We start from the raw sequence: 19,370 nt of genomic DNA, 5'->3' as shown, positions 1-19,370 counted from the left end.
CAAAGGACACAGAGGAAATCGCCGGGATCCGGTGATCGCCGACATCGCCGGGATCGGAAAACAAGAATTGATCACAACGGACACGAAGACGCACAAAGGACCGGTTTCGCCGGAGCGGAGATTAAGATGTTGCGTGGAAGCTCTACGGCCTGAAGGTGCCATCGGCGGATGCCTGCCGTCCTCGAATTCGACCGGGTTTCGAAGTTGTATCGCTCCTTTTTCCGCGGCCAGACCGTGCGGGCGCTCGACGATTTCTCTCTGACGATCGAAGCGGGCGAGATTTTCGGGTTTCTCGGTCCCAACGGAGCGGGGAAGACCACGGCCATCCATCTGGCGCTGGGATTCATGCGCCCCAGCCGCGGCTCCGGGCGGATGCTCGGGCGGCCCTTCGGACACGCGCCCACCCGCGCCCGCGTCGGATTCCTGGCCGAGAACGTCGCACTTTACCACCGTCCCGCACTCAAGCTGGTGCGCTTCTACGGCGCACTGAACGGGCTGCACGACCCACACCTGGCACAGCGTGCCCGCGAGGTGCTGGAGACGCTGGAGCTCGACTCCGACTCGGACCGCAACGTGGGCAAGTTTTCCCGGGGCATGCTGCAGCGGGTCGGGCTGGCACAGGCGCTGGTGAATGATCCGGAGCTGCTCATCCTGGACGAGCCCACCGCGGCGCTGGACCCGCTGGCGCGCATCGCCGTCCGCGAGCTCCTGCTGGCCGCCAAGCAAGCGGGGAAGACCGTGTTCCTCAGCTCGCACCTGCTGTCGGAGATCGAGTTGATCTGCGACCGGGTCGCGATCCTGCATCGCGGCCGGATCGCGCGCTCCGGCCGCACCTCGGAGCTGCTGGAATCGCGCGAGAAGTTGCGCGTCACCGCTCGGGGAATCTCCGCCTCAGCGTTTGCCGGCGCCGAAGCTGTCGACGGGCTGGTGCGGTTCACTGTTGCGGCATCGGAGCAGCGCGCTGTGCTGGAGAAGGTCTGGTCGCTGGGCGGCGAAGTGGTCTCCCTCTACCCGGAGAAGAAGTCGCTGGAGCAGATCTTCGTCGAGTTGACCTCGGGCGAGGAGGGACGCTCGTGAGGGCGGTGCTGCTGATTGCGGGGAATTTCGCGCGGGAGCAGCGGCTGATCTGCATCCTGCTGGTCGCCTATGCCCTGGTCACGTCCTTGTTCTTCGGCCTGTTCCACGACACCACGCTGGACGACATGGCTTTCGTCCTCAAGCAGCAGGCGATCTACGCCATCATCTTCAGCGGGTTTCTGGCGGTGTCGGCGATCCACAACGAACGCAAGTCGCGGCGGATGCTCTCGGTGCTTTCGAAAGCGGTGACGCGGGCGCAGTACATCGCCGGGCTGCTGGCCGGAGCGCAGGCGATCATCTGGCTGTACTGCTTCGTGATCTGGGCCGGGGGCCTGTGGATGCTGCGCGGACGCGGCTCCGCGGCACAACTCAGCATCATGATGCTGGTGGCGCTGGTTACGGCGCTGCTGACCGCCGCGGTCGCGCTCTTCTTCGCCAGCTTCCTGCCGCCGATCGTGGCGACCGCCGCTACGGGCGTGCTCATCATCCTCCCCGTGGCTCTGGCCCGTGCGCTGGCGCCCATCTGGCTGGATTCGCTGCCGGTCTATACGCTGGGGGCAATGATCACGGAGAATTCGATCGCGCTCAGTTGGCATCCCTCGTGGACATTGATCCTGATCGCCGTGCTCGAGGCGGCAGGCTTCTGGCTGCTGGCGGCGATGATCTTCTCGACGAGGGATGTCGCAGTGGCGGTCGAGTAAAGTACGATTTGTAATGTGCAATTTGCAAAGTAAGGATCGGCTAAGGGTTTGCAAGCTTTACAAATTACAAATTTGACTTTACCAATTCATTTCAGGAGCTGCCGGGCGCTGGATTGCGCGAATTGCAAGACGCGGCCTGGGAGAACGCCCAAGTAGAGGGTCGCCAGCACGCTAACGGCGAGCGCGGCCCCGAGCGCCGGGGAGACGGGTGCAACCTCTTCCTCCACCTCCGACTCACGCATGTACATCACCACGATCACGCGCAGGTAGTAGTACGCGGCGATGGCGCTGTTGATGACGCCGAGGATGGTCAGCCAAACCAGGTTCGACTTGAGCGCCGCGCTGAACACGTAGAACTTGGCGAAGAAGCCGCCGGTCACAGGAATCCCGATCAACGACAGCAGGAACACGGTGAGGATTGCGGCCAGCAAGGGATAGCGTCTGCCCAGGCCGGCGTAGTCCTCGATGCTGACGTAGCGCTCGCCGGCGCCGGCGAAGTGGCCGACCACGGCGAAGGCGCCCACGTTCATCGCCGCGTAGGACGCGGTGTAGAACATCGCCGCCGAGATGCCTATTTCCTGGGCCGCAGCGAACGCGATCAGCAGGTAGCCGGCGTGCGCGATGGACGAGTAGGCCAGCATACGCTTGACGTTGGTCTGCACCAGGGCGCCGATGTTGCCGATGAACATGGAAAGCACCGCCGAGACCCACACCATCCAGAACCAACCCGGCGCCGAGGCCATGAAGAAGATGCGCAGCATGACGGCGAACACCGCCGCTTTGGGCGCGGTGGACATCAGCGCGACCACCGGCGCAGGCGCGCCTTCGTAGACGTCCGGGGTCCACACGTGGAAAGGCGCGGAGGCGACCTTGAAGCCGAGGCCGACGAACATCATGGCGACGGCGGTGTAGACCAGGGTGGAGGTGTGGCCGGAGCGCAGAACGTCGGCGATGTCCGGGATGCTGGTGGAGCCGGTGGCGCCGAACATCAACGCCACGCCGTAGAGGAAGAAGGCGGTGGCGAACGATCCCAGCAGGAAATACTTCAGGGACGATTCGGTGCTGGTGGCGACGCGTCGGCGGAAGCCGGCCAGGATGTAGGTGGAGATGGACGAGATCTCCAGCGCGACGAAGATGAGCACCAGTTCCATGGCCGACGACATCAGCACCATGCCGACGCTGCCGAACAGGATCAGGGCGTAGAACTCGCCGGCGCGGATGTGCTGTGTGTCGAGATAGTCGAGCGAGGCCAGGATCACGACCGCGGCGATCAGTTCGATCACCAGGTGGAAGAAGACGCTGAAGTCGTCCACGCGGACCAGGGAGAAGAACGCCGGTCCGAGGTTGTCGGCCTGGTAGAGCGTGGCCGCGAGCGCGCAGAGCGTGCCGACGAAGGCGACGATGCCCAGCGGTTTGCGCGAAGCTTTATGGTCGAGCAGCGGGTCGGCGATCATCACGATGATGCCGAACAGGGTGAGCACGATCTCCGGCAGCAGGCGGATGTACTCTTCGGCCGGGATCATTGGCCCACCAATCTTCCGATCTGCTGAGCGAGAGGCCCGAGCGCGATGCGGACCGCCGGGTCGATGGAGGCGAACCAGATGGGTGGCGCGACGCCCATGGCCAGCGCGGCGATCGCCGTCGGCCAGAGCGCGATGCGTTCGCGCACGTCAATGTCGGGCACCGCGCGGTTCGCTTCGCTGGTCACCTTTCCGAAGAATGCGCGCTGGTACATCCACAGCATGTAACACGCGCTCCAGATGACGCCCGTAGCGCCCAGGATGCCGTAGACGGCTTTGGCCTTGAAGGCGCCGCTCAACACCAGGAACTCGCCGACAAATCCGTTCAGCAGCGGCAGGCCGATGGACGACAGCGTGATCACCAGAAAGAAGGTGGCGTACACCGGCATGGGAGTGGCCAGGCCGCCGTAGTCCTTGATCTCGTAAGTGTGGCGGCGCTCGTAGATCATGCCGGCGAGCATGAACAGCGCGCCGGTGGAGACGCCGTGGTTCAGCATCTGGTAGACCGCGCCGTCCACGCCCGCCTGGGTAAAGGTGAAGATGCCGAGCACCACGAAGCCGAGGTGGCTGACCGAGGAGTAGGCGATCAGCTTCTTCATGTTGGGCTGAACCATGGCCACCAGCGCGCCGTAGATGATGCCGATGATGGCCAGGGTGACGATCCAGGGCGCGTGCTCGCGCGACTGGGCGGGGAAGAGCCCGACGTTGAAGCGCAGCAGGCCGTAAGTTCCCATCTTCAGCAGGACGCCGGCCAGCAGCACGGAGCCTGCGGTCGGGGCTTCGACGTGCGCATCGGGCAACCAGGTGTGCAGCGGGAACAGCGGCACCTTCACTGCAAAGGCGATGAAGAAGCCGAGGAAGAGCCACTCGGAGGCCGTCCAGATGCCCGGGATCCGCTCCGCCCGGAGCGCCGCCTGGATGGTGAGGAAATCGAAGCTGCCAACCTTCACGTACAGCCAGATGATGGCCGCCAGCATGAAAACCGAGCCGATCATCGTGAACAGAAAGAATTTCACCGCGGCGTACACGCGCCGCTCGTGTCCGTACATGCCGATGAGCAGCGCCATGGGGATCAAAGACGCTTCCCAGAAGAAATAGAACAGGAAGAGATCGAGGCTGACGAAGACGCCGATCATCGCCGTCTCCAGCAGCAGGAAGAGGATGAAGAATTCCTTGACGCGCTCGTGGACCGACTTCCACGAGACCAGCACGCCCAAGGGCACCAGGAAAGTGGTCAGCACCACCAGCCATATGGAGATGCCGTCCACGCCGAGGTGGTAGTGGATGTTGGGCGTGGCGATCCACGGCAGGTCGATGCGGTACTGAAAGCCCGCGCGCGCATTGTCGAAGTAGATGGGCAGGTGCAGGGAGAGGATGAAGTTGATGACCGAGATGATGAGCGCGAAGGAGCGGATACTGCTGTCGCGCCGGGGAAAGAGCAGGAGCAGCAGCGCGCCCGCGGTCGGCAGGAACGTGACCAGCGTCAGGATGATCCCGTTCAGGTCTTGCGGGCTCATCGCCCACCTGCCCAGATCATGTAGAGCAGCGCGACGGCGGCGCCGGCAGCCACCCATCCGGCGTAGGAGCGGATGTTGCCGGATTGCATCTGGCGCACCTCGCCGGAAAGCGCTTGCGCGCCTTCGGCGGCTTCGTTGACAGAGCGGTCGATGGCGCCCACGTCAATGGCGCGCCAGAGCAGGCGAGTCGAGCCTTCGATCAGCGGCTGGACGAAGAGCGTGTTGTAGCCTTCGTCCACCCAGTATTTGTTGCGCACCGCGTCGTAGAGGCCACCCAGCTGGACCGTGATCTTCGCGGGCAGCTCGCGCCGCTTGTAGTAGAGCAGCCAGGCGAAGAACAGGCCCAGCGCCGACGCGCCCAGAGAGATCAGCATGAACGCGATCTCGGTCGATGCAGCCTCAACGTGCCCCTCGGCGGCGGTCTGTTCCACCTGCTGGATCGCAGGAGAGAGGAAGTGTTCGAAGTGGTTCGAGCCGCCCAGCGCCTGCGGCCAGCCGATCCATCCGGCGATCACGCTGCCGATGGCCAGCACGACCAGCGGACCGAGCATCACCCAGGGACTTTCGTGCGGCCCATGGTGGACAGGGGGCGGAGCCGCTGCCGGCCTGGAAGCACGGACCACATCGGTGAAACGCAGGGTCGCGGTCCCCCTCCCGTTGCTGACCTTCTTGACGTCCTGTTCCAGATACATCATGCGGCCTTTTGGGAAGGTGGCCTTCAGCAGCTTCGAATCGCCGGTCTGCTCGACCTTGATGACCGTTCCATGACGCAACTTCACTTCGCGGAGGACGAGCTTTTCATACTCGGCGGGGATCAGGATCTCCGCGGAGTCCTCGGTGACGGCCGGTTCGGCAGATCTCGCTTCCTCGGGGATGGGCTGCCCTGGCGCTTGGCCGTGGCCCGCACCCTCGACGCCGCGGTACTCGCCGAAGAAGGTCAGGAACCAGAGGCGGAACATGTAGAAGGAGGTCATTAGCGCGGTGACAGTCGCGATCAGCCACAGCAGCCAGTGGCCGTGCCGGCTGGAATAGGCCTGCCACAGGATCTCGTCTTTGGAGAAGAAGCCCGACAGGGGGAAGAAGCCGGCGATGGCGAAGGTGGCAGCGGTCATGGTCCAGAAAGTGACTGGCATGTACTTCTTGAGTCCGCCCATGTTGCGCATGTCCTGCTGTCCGCCAAGGCCGTGGATGACGGAGCCTGCGGCGAGGAAGAGCAGCGCCTTGAAAAACGCGTGGGTCATCAGGTGGAAGATGGCCGCCGAATACGCAGCGACACCCGCCGCCAGGAACATGTATCCGAGCTGCGACACGGTGGAGTAGGCGAGCACGCGCTTGATGTCAGTCTGGGCCATGCCGATGGTGGCTGCGAAGAACGCGGTGAAGCAGCCGACGACGGCCACTACCAGCATCGCCTCCGGCGAGCGGCTGAAGATGGGGTTGGAGCGGCAAACCATGTAGACGCCCGCGGTGACCATGGTGGCGGCGTGGATCAGCGCCGAAACCGGCGTCGGGCCTTCCATGGCGTCGGGCAGCCAGACGTAGAGTGGGACCTGCGCCGACTTTCCAGCCGCGCCCACCATCATCAGGATGGCGATCGCGGTCAGCACGCCGGGCACGGGCTCAATCGTCAGGTGCGAGGCCGCTCCGAACACTTCCGCGTAGTTCAGCGAGCCGAAGTGCTTGATAAGGAGGAACAGCGCGATCAGGAAACCGAAGTCGCCGATGCGGTTGACGATGAACGCCTTCTTGCCGGCGCTGGCGGCTGAGTCGCGCAGGAAGAAGAACCCGATCAGCAGGTACGACGCCAGGCCCACGCCTTCCCAACCGACGAACATCAGCAGGTAGTTGTTCGCCAGCACCAGGGTCAGCATGAAGAACATGAACAGGTTCAGGTACGAGAAATAACGGTAGAACCCGCCCTCTTCCCACATGTAGCCGACCGAGTAGATATGAATGACGAAACCGACGCCGCTGACCACCAGGATCATAACTAGGGAGAGCTGGTCGAGGTAGAAGCCAAAGTCCGCGCGGAAGTCGCCCGCCTGGATCCACGGCAAGTGGGTCTCGATGTAGGGCAGCTGATCGTGCGGCAGGTTCCCGAACTGGATGGCCGCGTACACGGACCAGAGGAATGCCAGTCCCACGAACGCCAGTCCGACCGCCGCCACTACCTTCTTCGAGTAGTGCCGACCGAACAGCCCGTTGACGGCCGCGCCCACCAGCGGCAGCACCGGGATAAGCCAGACATGAAGGTTCATAAGCTTCTAGCTGCTAGTCACTAGCTCCTAGCCAAAAACCAAGAGCGAAGAACGAATAAGAACTACAGCTTCAATAGATTGACGCGGTCGACGTTCAAGGTCTCGCGAGTCCGGAATACAGTGATGATGATCGCCAAACCAACCGCAGCCTCAGCCGCGGCCACTACCATGACGAAAAAGACGAACACGTGCCCGCTCAGTTTGTGCCACTCATAGGCAAAGGCCACGAAGGCCAGGTTCACCCCGTTGAGCATCAGCTCGATGCACATGAAGATGGTGATGATGTTGCGCTTGATGAGGAAGCCGACCACGCCGCAGGAAAACAGCACCGCGCTCAGCACTAGGTAGTAGTGAACAGGGACCATCTACTGTTCTCCTCTCCGGGCCAGGACCACGGCGCCCATGATGGCGATCAGGATCAGCACCGAGGTCACCTCGAAGGGCAGCAGGAAGTCGCGGAAGAGCAGGCGCCCGATGTCCTTGGTGCTGCCCACGAAGCGCCCGATCTCGACGAACTGCTCGGGAGTCGCGCGGCTGGTCAGCACGTAGGTGAGCAGTCCGGCCAGCAGCACCACCGCCGGATAGCCAAAGATCTTGGCCACACGGCTGCCCGGGCCCTCGTGTTCTTCCTCGCCGGCGTTGAGCAGCATGATCACGAATACGAACAGCACCATCACCGCGCCGGCGTACACGATCACCTGGATGGCGGCCACGAACTCCGCTCCCAGCAGCAGGTAAAGCACGGCCAGCGAGCCCATCACCACGATCAGCGACAGCGCGCTGTTGATGGGATGCTTCTGCGCCAGCAGATTCACCGCCCCTGCCACCGCCACCGCCGCGAAGATGAAGAACAAGACCGGATGAATCATGACTTCAACGCCACCCACAGGCTGGTCAAGATCACGTTTGCGATGGCCAGCGGCAGCAGCACCTTCCAGCCGAATGCCATCAGCTGGTCATAACGGAAGCGCGGCAGCGTTCCGCGCACCCAGATGTACAGGAAGAGGAAGCAGAAAACTTTGGCCGCGAACCAGAACGCCGGCAGGAATGGCTGCAAGAAGACGGGCGTGAAGTACGGAACCGGCCCATGCCATCCGCCGAAGAACAGGATAGTGGCCAGACAGCCGACGGTGATCATGTTCGCGTACTCCGCCATGAAGAACATGGCGAACTTCATGGAGCTGTACTCGGTGTGGTAGCCGGCGACCAGCTCGGTCTCGGCTTCGGGCAGGTCGAAGGGGATGCGGTTGGTCTCCGCGTAGGCCGCCATCAGATAGATGAAGAAGGCCACGAACTGGAACCCGCCAAAGAAATTCCAGTGCAGGATGCCGCCCTTCTGCGCGTCCACGATGCCGCGCAGGCTGAGCGTGCCCGACAGGATCAGCACGCCGATCAGCGACAGCCCCAGCGCCAGCTCGTAGCTGACCATCTGCGCGCTGGCGCGCAGCGAGCCGAGCAGGGAGTACTTATTGTTCGACGACCAACCCGACAGCGCGACGCCGTACACGCCCATCGAGGTCACGCCCAGGATCACCAGCAGCCCGATGTTGAGGTCGGTGATCTGCAGCGGGGTGATGATGTTCTTGCCGATGTGTATGACGTTGCCGAAGGGAATCACGGAGATGCTGGTCAGGGCGAGCGTCAGCGACAGGATGGGCGCCAGGATGTACAGCGGCCGGTACACGTGCGGCGGCGTGAGATCTTCCTTGAGGATGATCTTCAGACCGTCGGCCAGTGGTTGCAGCAGGCCGAACGGGCCTACGCGGGTAGGTCCCCAGCGGTTCTGGATGTGTCCCACCAGTTTCCGCTCCAGCAACACGGTGTAAGCCACCGCCGTCAGCAAGATGACGACGACGATCGCGATCTTGACGAGACTGACGACGATGTAGGCCGTGATGTCCGGGTAGTTCAACGTCTTCTCTCTTGCTGACGAATAACGACTGATGACTGACGACTAATCCGCGGCAACCTTCCCATCCACGGGCACGCCCTTCTTGTTCTCCATCACCGAATTCAGGACCTTGGAATACCTGCCGAGCGTGCCCGAGGTGAACAGGGTGTCATTCGCCGGGCGGACCAGTTCGGCGGCATGTTGCTGCCTGCCGGTCGAGTGTCCAAGCCGGGTGTGCACGTCATTGCCCGCGAGCAGCTCGGTCCGCGAAACCTCGTAGCCCGGCACCAGGCGCAGGATCTCGTCGAGCAGCGCCATGGGGTCGAAGGGGCTCATCTTCGGTTCCAGGCCGTGCGATTGCAGGTAGACCATGTGACGGTCCGCCTCGCCTGACTGTGCGCCGCGCGACTGGCCCATGTCGGCGTGCACTCCACGTGGACCAAATGGCACCAGCGATTGCGGCGCGATGCCCATGCGGTCGGCGATGCGCACGATGATCTCCAGATCCGTTTTCGCCCCGACGAATTCGCCCGCCTTGCGTACAGCCTGGAGGTCGCCGCAGGTGTTGGTCATGGTGCCCGACTTCTCGTAGATGTTCTGCACCGGCAGCACCACGTCCGCGAGCAGCGCGGTCTCGGTCAGGAACATATCCTGCACGACCACGAAGGGCTTCTGCAGGATGAAGGGATCGATCTTGTGGGCCGACACGATGTTGGCGCTCACCACGTACAGCGCCTTCAGTTCGTCCTTTTTTGCCGCATCGATCATCTGCTCGATGTTCATGCCCGGCTCGGCCGGCAGGTCGGGCCACTCTTCCTTCAGGCGGGAGCCCTGCGAAAGCGGCAGATATCCCGGGAGCAGGTCAGGGTAGAGGCCCATGTCGGCGACGCCGCGCGAGTTGGCGTAATCGCCGAGGCAGACGAACTTCGCGCCCGCGATCCCCGATCCCCAGCGCACTAGGGCGGCGATGTCGTCGCCGCGCAGCTCCGAGCCGAAAACGATGACCAGGTTCTGCTCGGATCTGAGCGAGTCGCGTAGCTTGGCGAGAGCGTCTTTGGTCAGCTTCTCACCGGCGAGCGCATCGGCCGCGGCATCGTCGCCGTTCAGGTATGCGACGAATTTCGGCTCCGCACCTGCCGGGATCTGCGCGAAAGCCACTGCCTGCCGCCGCAGCTTGATGGGCTGGGAGTTCACCACGTAGAGCTTGGCGCGGCGCAGACGTACCGCAGTGCGGATCTGCCACGCCAGCAGCGGATGCTGCTCGGTGGGGTTGTTCCCGATGAGCAGCACGGCCGGCGCGTTGAAGACATCGCGCATGCTGGCGGTCGCATCCGGCTTGCCGGCCAGCGCGGCGGCGAAGCCAGGGAAGTCGGCGGTGCGGTGGTGGTCGATGTTGTTGGTCTTCAGCCCCAGCCGCGCGAACTTCTGGAGCAGATAGTTCTCTTCGTTGGTCACGCGAGGAGAGCCGATGACGCCCATCGCCTTACCACCATGCGTATCGCGGATCTCGCGGAACTTCGTCCCAATCGTCTCCAGCGCCTCGTCCCAGGACGCCGGCCCGAGCTTGCCGTCACGCTGGATGAGCGGCGTGGTCAGCCGCTCCTCGTGGTGGGCGAAGTCGAAAGCGTAGCGCCCCTTGATGCAAAGGAAGTCGCCGTTGATACCGCTCTTGTCGCGATTGTCGCCGCGGACGATCTCCATGCCGGTCTCGTGGCGGCGGACGCCCAGCGTGGTCTTGCAGCCGTCGGCGCAGTGCGTGCAGACGGTGCCCACGTGGTTCATCTCCCATGGCCGCGTCTTGTAGCGGTACGCGCCCGAGGTCAGCGCGCCGACCGGGCAGATGTCGATGCACATTCCGCACTCTTCGCACTCGAGGTGGTCTTCCTTGTTGGGCGCGATCACGGAGGACGAGCCGCGTTGCTGGATGCCCAGCGCCCACACGTCCATGCCCTCGCCACAGACGCGCACGCAGCGATAGCACAGGATGCAGCGCGGGCGGTCGAAGTACACCACCGGCGACCACTGCTGCTCCTCGCGGTGGTTCTTGGGATCGATGAGCATGGACTCGGCGGCGCCGTAGCTGAAAGTCATGTCCTGGAGTTCGCACTCGCCGCCCGCGTCGCACACCGGGCAATCCAGTGGATGGTTCTGCAGGACCATCTCCAGCATCGCCTTGCGCGCCTGGCGGATCTCGTCAGAGTCGGTGGTGACCGCCATGCCCTCGCTGATCACGGTAGTGCAGGCCGTCTGCAGCTTGGGCATCTTCTCGACCTTCACCAGGCACATGCGGCACGCGCCTTGCAGCGAGAGCCCCGGGTAATAGCAGAACGACGGCACCTCGATGCCCACGCTCTTGCAGGCCTCGATGAGGAGAGTCCCGGCAGCCGCCGTGACCTTCTTGCCATCGACAGTTATGTTGACGTCAGCCATCAATTACCCGATTACCCAATCACCCGATTACTCAATGCGAAAACACCGGGAGCATCTCAATAGTCTTCGTTTCCCCGAAGGGACACGGCTTTCCTTCGAGGTGGTCCTCAAATTCTTTCCTGAACTTTTTCACGAACGCGATGGTGGGCATGGCGGCCGCATCGCCCAGGGGGCAGAACGTCCGGCCCAGCATGTTCTCGGCCAGGTACTGGATGTTGTCGATGTCCTTCTTGACGCCGCCGCCGTTATGGAAGCGCACCAGCGTCTTCTTTAGCCAGTCGGTGCCTTCGCGGCACGGGATACACCAGCCGCAGCTCTCGTGCTGGTAAAACTTCATGATCCGCGTGGCCAGCCTGACGATGCAGGTGTGATCGTCGATCACCACCACTCCGCCGGAGCCCAGCATCGAGCCGGCCTTCGCCACCGAATCGAAGTCCATGGGGATGTCGACCTCGTCGGCGGTCAGCACCGGGGTGGACGAGCCGCCGGGGATCACGCCTTTGAGCTTGTGGCCCTTCCAGATCCCGCCGCCCACGTCATAAATCATCTTCTTGAGGTTGTAGCCCATGGGCAGCTCGTAGACGCCGGGCTTCTCGATCTGCCCGCTCAGGCAGAACAGGCGCGTGCCGCCGTTCTTCGGGACACCCAGGCCGGCGTACCACTCGCCGCCGCCCAGCATGATGTGCGGAACGTTGGCCAGCGTCTCGGCGTTGTTGATGATGGTCGGCCCGCCATAGAGCCCCACCACAGCGGGGAACGGCGGGCGGATGCGAGGCACGCCACGCTTGCCTTCCAGCGATTCCATCAGCGCCGACTCTTCGCCGACCTCGTACGCTCCGGCCCCGCCGTGCCAGTACACGTCAAAATCCTTGCCGCTGCCGAAGATGTTCTTGCCCAGAAAGCCGCGCGCGTAGGCGTCCCGGATCGCCTTCTGCATGATGTTCGACAGGTAGCGGTACTCGCCGCGGATGTAGATGTAGCCGACCTTGGACTCGATGGAGAGCCCCGCGATCACCACGCCCTCGATCACCGAGTGGGGATCGTGCTCGAAGATGAGGCGGTCCTTGCAGGTGCCGGGCTCGCTCTCGTCTCCGTTGCACAGCACGTACTTCGGCTTGGGCGCCTGTTTCGGGACGAACGACCACTTCATGCCCGCGGGGAAGCCCGCCCCGCCGCGCCCGCGCAGGTTCGACGCTTTCACCTCGTTGATGATGGCGTCGGGCGCCATGGCGAGCGCCTTCTGCACGGCCTTGTAGCCATCCAGCTCGAGGTAGCGGTCGATATCGGCCGCGCCCTTGCCGAAGCGCTTGCTGACGACCCGTACTTCGTCGGGATGGGAGACCAGGTCAGCCATTTGCGATTTCTGACTTGTGATTTGCGAGAGTAGACGGGTCGCAAATCACAAATCGCAAATCACAAATCGAAAATCACGGTGTGCCTTTCTTCCTGTATTGCTCGATCAGTTCATCCATCTTGTCCGCTGTCAGGTTCTCGTGGAAGTCGTAGTTGACCTGCGCCGCCGGCGCCCAACTGCACGCCCCGATGCACTCGACTTCCTCCAGGGAGAACGTGCCATCGGGTGTCGTGCCCCTGTGTCCGATGCCCAGCTTCTTCTTGCAGTGCTCCAAGAGGTCTTCGGCGCCGCGGGCCATGCAGCTCACGTTGGTGCACACCTGCACGTTGTACTTGCCGCGCGGCTTGGTGGTGAGCATCGAGTAGTACGAGATCACGTTGCGGATCTCGAGCACGGGCAGGTCGAGCCGATGGGCGATCTCCTCGATCGCCTCCTCGGTCAGGTAGCCGAGCTCGTCCTGCATGTAGAGGAGCGTAGGCACGAGGACCGAGCGCTTGATCGGATAATGCGTCAGCATCTCCGCGAAGCGCTGCTCGAATTCGTCCGAAAATTTCACCGGTCCACGTCTCCGAGAACGATGTCGATGCTGCCGATAGCTGCCACGACATCGGCAATCAGATTTCCCTCGCACATTTTTGCGAGCACCTGAAGATTGGCGAACGATGCGCCGCGCATGTGGCAGCGGTAGGGCTTGGCGGTGCCGTCCGAGACCACGTAGTAGCCCATCTCGCCGCGGGGCGACTCGACCGCCTGATACACCTCGCCTGCCGGCACCGCGAACCCTTCGGTCACGATCTTGAAGTGGTAGATGAGCGCTTCCATCTGCGTCTTCATCTTCTCGCGGTCGGGCAGGACGACGTGCGGCGCGTCGGCTTTCACCCGTCCCTCGGGCATGCCGGCCAGCGCCTGCTGCACGATCTTGCAGGATTCGCGCAGCTCCTGCACGCGCAGGATGTACCGCGTGAAGACGTCGCCGTCAGTGCCCACGGGCACCTGGAACTGGAATTGCTCGTAGCCGGAGTACGGCATGTCGCGGCGCAGGTCCCAGTCCACGCCGCTGCCGCGGGCGGTGGGGCCGGTCGCGCCCAGCGCCATGGCGTCTTCTTTCGTCAGCTTGGCGACGCCTTTGGTGCGCTTCATCCAGATGGGATTGGCGGTCAGGAGGTCCTCGTACTCATCCACTTTTTCGGGGAAGCGGTCGGCGAATCTCTTCACGCGCTGGAAGAAGCCGATGGGTACGTCCATGGCCAGCCCACCCACGCGGAAGTAGGAGGTCATCATGCGCTGTCCGCTGACCTCCTCGAACAGCCGCAGCACGTCCTCACGCTCGCGGAAGCAGTAGAGGAACACCGACATCGCGCCGATATCGATGGCGTGGGTACCCAGCCACACCAGGTGCGAGTTGATGCGGGTCAGCTCGTTCAGCATGACCCGGACCCACTGCGCGCGCGGCGGGATCTCCAGCCCCAGCAGTTTCTCTACCGCCAGCACGTAGCACAGGTTGTTGGTCATGGGGCAGAGGTAGTCGATGCGGTCGGTAAGCGGCACCACCTGCTGGTAGAACTTGGCCTCTGCCGTCTTCTCGATGCCGGTGTGCAGGTAGCCGATGTCGGGCATCACCCGCACGATCTTTTCGCCGTCGATCTCGAGCAGGAGCCGGAGCACGCCGTGCGTGGACGGGTGCTGCGGGCCCATGTTCAGGATCATCGTCTTGTCTTGCAAGTCGATGTTCGGCGATGTCGTCAGGTGTGCCATCAATTTGGAAATTACAAATTACAAATTACAAATCCGAAATTACCGATAGCCTTCAACCGGGTAATCTTTCCTTAGTGGGTGTCCTTCCCAGTTCTCCGGCATCATGATGCGCGACAAGTTGGGATGTCCGAGGAAGCGCACTCCGAACAGGTCCCAGACCTCGCGCTCGAAAGAATTTGCTCCCGGCCAGACCGAGGTCAGCGACTCGACGCTGGCATCGTCCCCCGCCAGCTTTACTTTCAGCCGCAGCCGCTCCTTCCGCTGCATGGAGAGCAGGTGGTACGCCACCTCGAAGCGGGGCTCATTGGGATGCCAGTCCACGCAGCTCAGGTCGGAGAGGAAATCGAACTTCAGGCCGGGATCGTCTTTGAGGACCGTCGTCGCCTCGCGTATGAAGGCGCGGTCGATGTAGATCGACAGCTCGTTGCGGTCCGACCTGGCCCCCTGCACGGCGGAAGGGGCCCACGCCAGCAGCCGCGCCAGCGCGGGATGGTCCTTGAGCTTCTCCAGATCAGTGATCGCGGGCACTAGCGGCATCGGGCCTTACTCGCTCCGTTCTGCTTCCGGCTTCGACCAGTCCAGCGCGCCCTTCTTCCAGATGTAGAAGAACCCCACGAGGATCACCCCGATGTACACCAGCATCTCCCAGAACCCGAACATCTTGAGTTCCTTGAGGAGGATGGCCCAGGGGTAGAGGAAGACCACTTCCACGTCGAACAGGATGAAGAGCATGGCGACCAGGTAAAACTTCACCGAGAAGCGCTGGCGCGCGTCGCCCGTGGGAATGATGCCGCATTCATACGGAGACATCTTCGCCCGCGTCCAGCGGTGCTTGCCCACGAGTTGGGAGAGCACCACCATCGCCACTGCGATCCCGCCCACGATCACTATGTGGAGGAGCAGCGGCAGGTATCGGGCGAAGTAGTTGTCCGGCATAGAAAGGGGTGTATATAATGCGCGCCAACAACGAGTTACAAAACATCCGACTATAGATTTCGGTCGCGAGGGTGTCAAGCCGCTCGCGCGCGGCGGCCAGCGGAATCCATGATCTTCGGCTTCAATACTGACGTGAAGTACGGTGACACCGTCTACCACGTGCAGAGCGAAGCACGGGCCAACGATCTTCTCCTCCAAACCCAGGTCTTCGTGAAGGGGCGGTGCATCGGCAAGCGGGCCACATCCTACGCCGAGAGCGTCACCCGCGCCGGTTTTTCCGAAGAGCAGATGCACGAGATGCTGAAGGGCCAGCACCGCCTGGTGCTCGACGCGGTCAAGGAAGGGAAGGTCGAGGGCATCGTCGACCTGAACAACGAGATCCAAGACGTGGACGGCTGCGGCCTCGCCGTCCGCTGGCTGAACACCGATGCGGCGCCGAACGGCAATACCGTGACCATGAAGTTCATCGTCAACGACGCCGGCAGCGCCGTTCCTGGCGCGCGCGTCCGGTCACGGCCCTTCCTCGCCTCGGACGCTGACCTGGCCTGCGAGACGACCACGGACGCGAACGGCACCGCCGCCATGGTCGTCACCCTCGACGAGCACGCCCTCCAGGACGGCTCTGTCATGATCCAGGCCATTTACGGCGACAAGTCCGCCACCCGCAAGTTTCGCCTCAAGAAGAGCTCGTAGCTGCCGGCCTTCGGGCCATCAGTCGGCCGGGTTTCCGCTCGGCGCCTCCAGGGCGGGCACGCCCTGCGAGCGCATCAATTGGTTGAGCGCGGGCAGGTCTTTCTGGACGATGTCCGCCCATTGCGCGAGCTCGGCTTCAAGCTTCCTCTTAAGATCATCGAAGACTTTGTACAGCTGTCCGGTCGGCGCCGCATCCGCGGCGTCTGCCGTGTGGCTGAGCGAATCGAGCTGCTCGTTCAGCATGTTCGGATAGCGCAGGTTGCCCTCCGAGCTCTTCATCTTCACCTGGATGAGCTGCTCCTCGATGGGCGTCATTTTCTTGTCCAACTGCTCCGCGGCCGCGATCACTGGCGCGGCGCCCTGGCTGGTCCCCGCCCACTTGCGCAGCGTCTCCAGTTCGCCGCGCAACTGTCGGATCTGATTCACGGCGATGTGCAGGCGGCTGTTGGCGTCGCGGATCTTCTTTCCCAACTCGAATTCCTTCTGCAAGTCATCCAGGGAGACGTTTTTCACGCGCGGATCCATGCGCAGCTCCAGGGGTTGCGTCTGGGTTTGCCCGCCTATCGTCAGCTTCACCTGGTAGGCGCCGGGCAGCGCCAGCGGGCCTTGAGGCCCGATCCCCGAGTAGAAGGCGCCGGGGATCTTGATGGGCGGCTCGTGGCGAAGGTCCCAGGCAAAGCGGTTCAAGCCGGCCTCGGCGGGGATGACCTCCTTCGGCTTCTCCTGATCAGGCCACTCTGGCGGCTGCTCCGCGATCTTCTTCTCCTTGCTCGAGTAGTGCCGGACAAGTCCACCTTGGGCGTCGAGGATGTCGAGCGTGACATCCCCCGCCGGTTTAGTTTTCAAGTAGTAGTCGATGATGGCCCCGGGAGGCGGATTCTGTCCCACCGGCCGGCGGCGGTTCACATCTTCAGGCAGATGCAAGCGAACGGCCGACTCGGTCCGGAACAGGTGAACGTCGGCGTGGGCGACTTGTGCATCCAGCTCGCGCAGAGGCATCAGGTCATCCAGAACCCAAAAGGAGCGGCCATTGGTCGCAATCACCAGGTCGTCGTCGTGCACGACCAGGTCGGTGACCGGCGTCGTCGGCAGGTTCAACTGCAGCGGCTGCCAATGCGCGCCATCGTCCCATGAAACGAACACGCCCCTCTCGGTGCCGGCATACAACAGTCCTTTGCGCTTCGAGTCCTCGCGCACGGCGTGAACGAAAGACCCGTCGGGGATCCCATTGCTGATGGACGTCCAGGTCTTGCCGTAATCGTTGGTCTTGAAGATGTAGGGACGGAAATCGTCGAGCTTGTGCCGGTCCACGGCGATGTAGGCCGTCCCCGCATCGAGCGGCGACGCCTCGATGACACTCACCAGGCTCCACTCGGGCAGCGCCTTGGGCGTCACATTGCTCCAGTTGGCTCCGCCGTCGCGGGAGACCTGGACCAGGCCGTCGTCGGTGCCGACCCACAGCAGGTCTTTCTGCCGCGCCGACTCGGCCACGGCAAAGATGGTGTCGAAGTACTCCACGCTGGTGATGTCGAGCGTGATGGGCCCGCCGGAGGGCTCCTGTTTGCTCTTGTCGTTGCGGGTGAGATCCGGGCTGATCGCTTCCCAGCTCATGCCCTTATTGCGGCTGCGGAACAGGCGGTTGTTCGCCGAATAGATCGTATTGGCATCGTGGGGAGAGATCATCAGCGGCGAGGTCCAGTTGTAGCGGTATTCCAGGTCCTTAGCGCCGTGTCCGGACACGTCGAGTGGCCAAAGGGAGACGTCCTGGGTCTGCTGGCTCCGTTTGTCGAAGCGCCCGACCGTGCCTTCGTTGTTGGAGTAAATGATGTTCGGATCGCTCGGGTCGGGAGCCACAAACCCAGTCTCACCGCCGAAGTCGAACCAACTCCAGCGGCCGATCACGCCGGAGTCGTCAAAGCTGGGGATCCCTACACTGCTGTTGTCCTGCTGCGTGCCATAGACGTAGTAGGGCCACTGATTGTCGGTGATAACGTGATAGAACTGCGCGGTCGGCTGGTTGCCCTGCTGTGTCCAGGTTTGCCCGCCGTCGACGCTGATGCTCACGCCGCCATCGTTGCCGTTGATCAGGCGCTTGGAGTTGGCAGGGTCGATCCACAGCCCGTGGTGGTCTCCGTGGGGGGCCGGTAGCAGAGTAAAGCTCTTGCCTCCGTCGGTCGAACGGAACAGGCCCGTGTTCAGCAGGTACACGGTGTCCACGCTGGCGGGATCGGCGAACACGTGGGTGAAATACCAGGCGCGCTGGCGATAGCGCTCGTCGTCGTTCACTCGCGTCCAGGTGTCGCCCGCGTCATCGGACCGGTACAGCCCGCCTGCCTTGGCCTCGATGAGCGCATACACGCGGTTTGAATCGGCGCCCGAAACGGAGATGCCGATGCGGCCGAGCACGCCCTCGGGCAGACCATGTCCTTCCAGCCGCTTCCACGTGGTCCCGCCGTCCGTGGATTTGTAGAGACCGCTGCCCGGGCCGCCACTACTGAGGCTCCACGGCGTCCGGTACGCCTGCCACAGGGCCGCATACACGACCCGTGGATTGCCCGGGTCGAAGACCACGTCGATGCCCCCGGTGCGCTCGTCCTTGGAGAGCACCTTCTGCCACGTCTTTCCCCCATCGGTGGTGCGGAAGATGCCGCGCTCGGCATTGGGACCGTAAACATGGCCTAGGGCGGCGACGAAAACGATGTCCGCGTTGCGAGGATCCACGACGATGGCCCCGATGTGTCGGGTATCGCGCAGCCCGATGTTGCTCCAGGTCTTGCCCCCGTCCGTGGACTTGTACACGCCATCGCCGTAGGAGATGTTGCCGCGAATGCAGGCTTCGCCCGTGCCCGCGTAGATGACGTTGTGATCGGACTCTGCCACGGCGATCGCGCCGATCGACGAAATGGGTTCGTGGTCGGAGATCGGCTTCCAGGTGGCTCCGCCATCCGCGCTCTTCCATACCCCGCCTGCAACGGCTCCGAAATAATAGACACTCGGATCACCAGGAACGCCCGTGACTGCCAGTGCGCGGCCGCCCCGGAAGGGACCCAGGAGGCGCCACTTCATCTCGTTGAAAAGATTCGGATCGTACCCTTGCGCAGCAGAGGGAGTCCCATTGAAACCGGCCAGGAACACCAGGACCACAACGAGTCGCCTGAAGATCATGCAGAGTCCTCTCGGAAGAAAAGTCCGAGAATCGTAACACGCGGGCGCGTAATCCACGGAGCTTGCACGTTTC

The 19,370-nt window shown here is 63.1% G+C and carries 16 protein-coding genes; 3 read left to right on the top strand and 13 right to left on the bottom strand.

The genetic code is table 11. The features are described from left to right. Positions 1-168 precede the first annotated feature (168 nt). Together LAN37_01555 and LAN37_01550 are read left to right on the top strand one after the other, a co-directional pair. Positions 169-1,077, top strand: coding sequence for an ABC transporter ATP-binding protein (locus LAN37_01555; GenBank protein ID MBZ5645891.1), 909 nt, complete (start codon positions 169-171; stop codon positions 1,075-1,077). After that, positions 1,074-1,778, top strand: a complete 705-nt coding sequence (locus LAN37_01550; GenBank protein ID MBZ5645890.1) for a hypothetical protein — start codon at positions 1,074-1,076, stop codon at positions 1,776-1,778. Before LAN37_01555 ends, LAN37_01550 begins: the two co-directional genes overlap by 4 nt. A gap of 86 nt (positions 1,779-1,864) precedes the next feature. On the opposite strand, the gene LAN37_01545 is transcribed toward LAN37_01550, so the two are convergent. The 12 genes from LAN37_01545 to LAN37_01490 all read right to left on the bottom strand — a co-directional run bounded on the left by LAN37_01545 (position 1,865) and on the right by LAN37_01490 (position 15,439). Beyond that, entirely contained in the window at positions 1,865-3,301 is a 1,437-nt protein-coding gene (locus tag LAN37_01545; GenBank protein MBZ5645889.1) for an NADH-quinone oxidoreductase subunit N, read from the bottom strand. After that, positions 3,298-4,815 carry an NADH-quinone oxidoreductase subunit M gene (locus tag LAN37_01540; GenBank protein MBZ5645888.1) on the bottom strand — a complete coding sequence of 506 codons (1,518 nt, stop codon included), beginning with the start codon at positions 4,813-4,815 and terminating at the stop codon, positions 3,298-3,300. Before LAN37_01540 ends, LAN37_01545 begins: the two co-directional genes overlap by 4 nt. Further along, positions 4,812-7,073 carry an NADH-quinone oxidoreductase subunit L gene (gene nuoL / locus LAN37_01535; protein ID MBZ5645887.1) on the bottom strand — a complete coding sequence of 754 codons (2,262 nt, stop codon included), beginning with the start codon at positions 7,071-7,073 and terminating at the stop codon, positions 4,812-4,814. Before nuoL ends, LAN37_01540 begins: the two co-directional genes overlap by 4 nt. A gap of 62 nt (positions 7,074-7,135) precedes the next feature. Continuing rightward, a complete protein-coding gene (nuoK, locus tag LAN37_01530) occupies positions 7,136-7,438 on the bottom strand; it encodes an NADH-quinone oxidoreductase subunit NuoK (protein ID MBZ5645886.1) in 303 nt (100 codons plus the stop codon). Beyond that, positions 7,439-7,939 (bottom strand): NADH-quinone oxidoreductase subunit J, encoded by a 501-nt coding sequence (locus LAN37_01525; protein ID MBZ5645885.1) that lies wholly within the window; start codon positions 7,937-7,939, stop codon positions 7,439-7,441. After that, entirely contained in the window at positions 7,939-8,985 is a 1,047-nt protein-coding gene (nuoH, locus tag LAN37_01520) for an NADH-quinone oxidoreductase subunit NuoH (GenBank protein MBZ5645884.1), read from the bottom strand. The genes LAN37_01525 and nuoH overlap by 1 nt, the downstream gene beginning before the upstream one ends. Before the next feature lie 42 nt (positions 8,986-9,027). Next, positions 9,028-11,394, bottom strand: a complete 2,367-nt coding sequence (locus tag LAN37_01515) for a molybdopterin-dependent oxidoreductase (protein ID MBZ5645883.1) — start codon at positions 11,392-11,394, stop codon at positions 9,028-9,030. Positions 11,395-11,425: 31 nt separating this feature from the next. Next, entirely contained in the window at positions 11,426-12,748 is a 1,323-nt protein-coding gene (nuoF, locus tag LAN37_01510; protein ID MBZ5645882.1) for an NADH-quinone oxidoreductase subunit NuoF, read from the bottom strand. A gap of 73 nt (positions 12,749-12,821) precedes the next feature. Next, on the bottom strand, positions 12,822-13,265 hold the full coding sequence (locus LAN37_01505) for an NAD(P)H-dependent oxidoreductase subunit E (GenBank protein ID MBZ5645881.1): 444 nt from the start codon (positions 13,263-13,265) through the stop codon (positions 12,822-12,824). A 35-nt stretch (positions 13,266-13,300) separates the two neighbouring features. Continuing rightward, positions 13,301-14,503: an NADH dehydrogenase (quinone) subunit D gene (gene nuoD / locus LAN37_01500; protein MBZ5645880.1), complete on the bottom strand. Its 1,203-nt coding sequence runs from the start codon at positions 14,501-14,503 to the stop codon at positions 13,301-13,303. 39 nt (positions 14,504-14,542) lie between these two features. Continuing rightward, complete coding sequence (locus tag LAN37_01495) at positions 14,543-15,040, bottom strand: NADH-quinone oxidoreductase subunit C (protein MBZ5645879.1); 498 nt, start codon at positions 15,038-15,040, stop codon at positions 14,543-14,545. 6 nt (positions 15,041-15,046) lie between these two features. Then, on the bottom strand, positions 15,047-15,439 hold the full coding sequence (locus tag LAN37_01490; GenBank protein ID MBZ5645878.1) for an NADH-quinone oxidoreductase subunit A: 393 nt from the start codon (positions 15,437-15,439) through the stop codon (positions 15,047-15,049). Positions 15,440-15,547: 108 nt separating this feature from the next. Here LAN37_01490 and LAN37_01485 point away from each other — a divergent pair, with 108 nt between their 5' ends. Further along, complete coding sequence (locus tag LAN37_01485; GenBank protein MBZ5645877.1) at positions 15,548-16,132, top strand: hypothetical protein; 585 nt, start codon at positions 15,548-15,550, stop codon at positions 16,130-16,132. A gap of 18 nt (positions 16,133-16,150) precedes the next feature. On the opposite strand, the gene LAN37_01480 is transcribed toward LAN37_01485, so the two are convergent. Further along, positions 16,151-19,297 carry a glycosyl hydrolase gene (locus LAN37_01480; protein MBZ5645876.1) on the bottom strand — a complete coding sequence of 1,049 codons (3,147 nt, stop codon included), beginning with the start codon at positions 19,295-19,297 and terminating at the stop codon, positions 16,151-16,153. Positions 19,298-19,370: the final 73 nt, after the last annotated feature.

Source organism: Terriglobia bacterium, assembly GCA_020073495.1.
GTDB lineage: Bacteria > Acidobacteriota > Terriglobia > Terriglobales > Acidobacteriaceae > JAIQFD01.
Note: the sequence above shows the minus strand (reverse complement) of the source record. Positions and strands in the feature narration are given on the sequence as shown.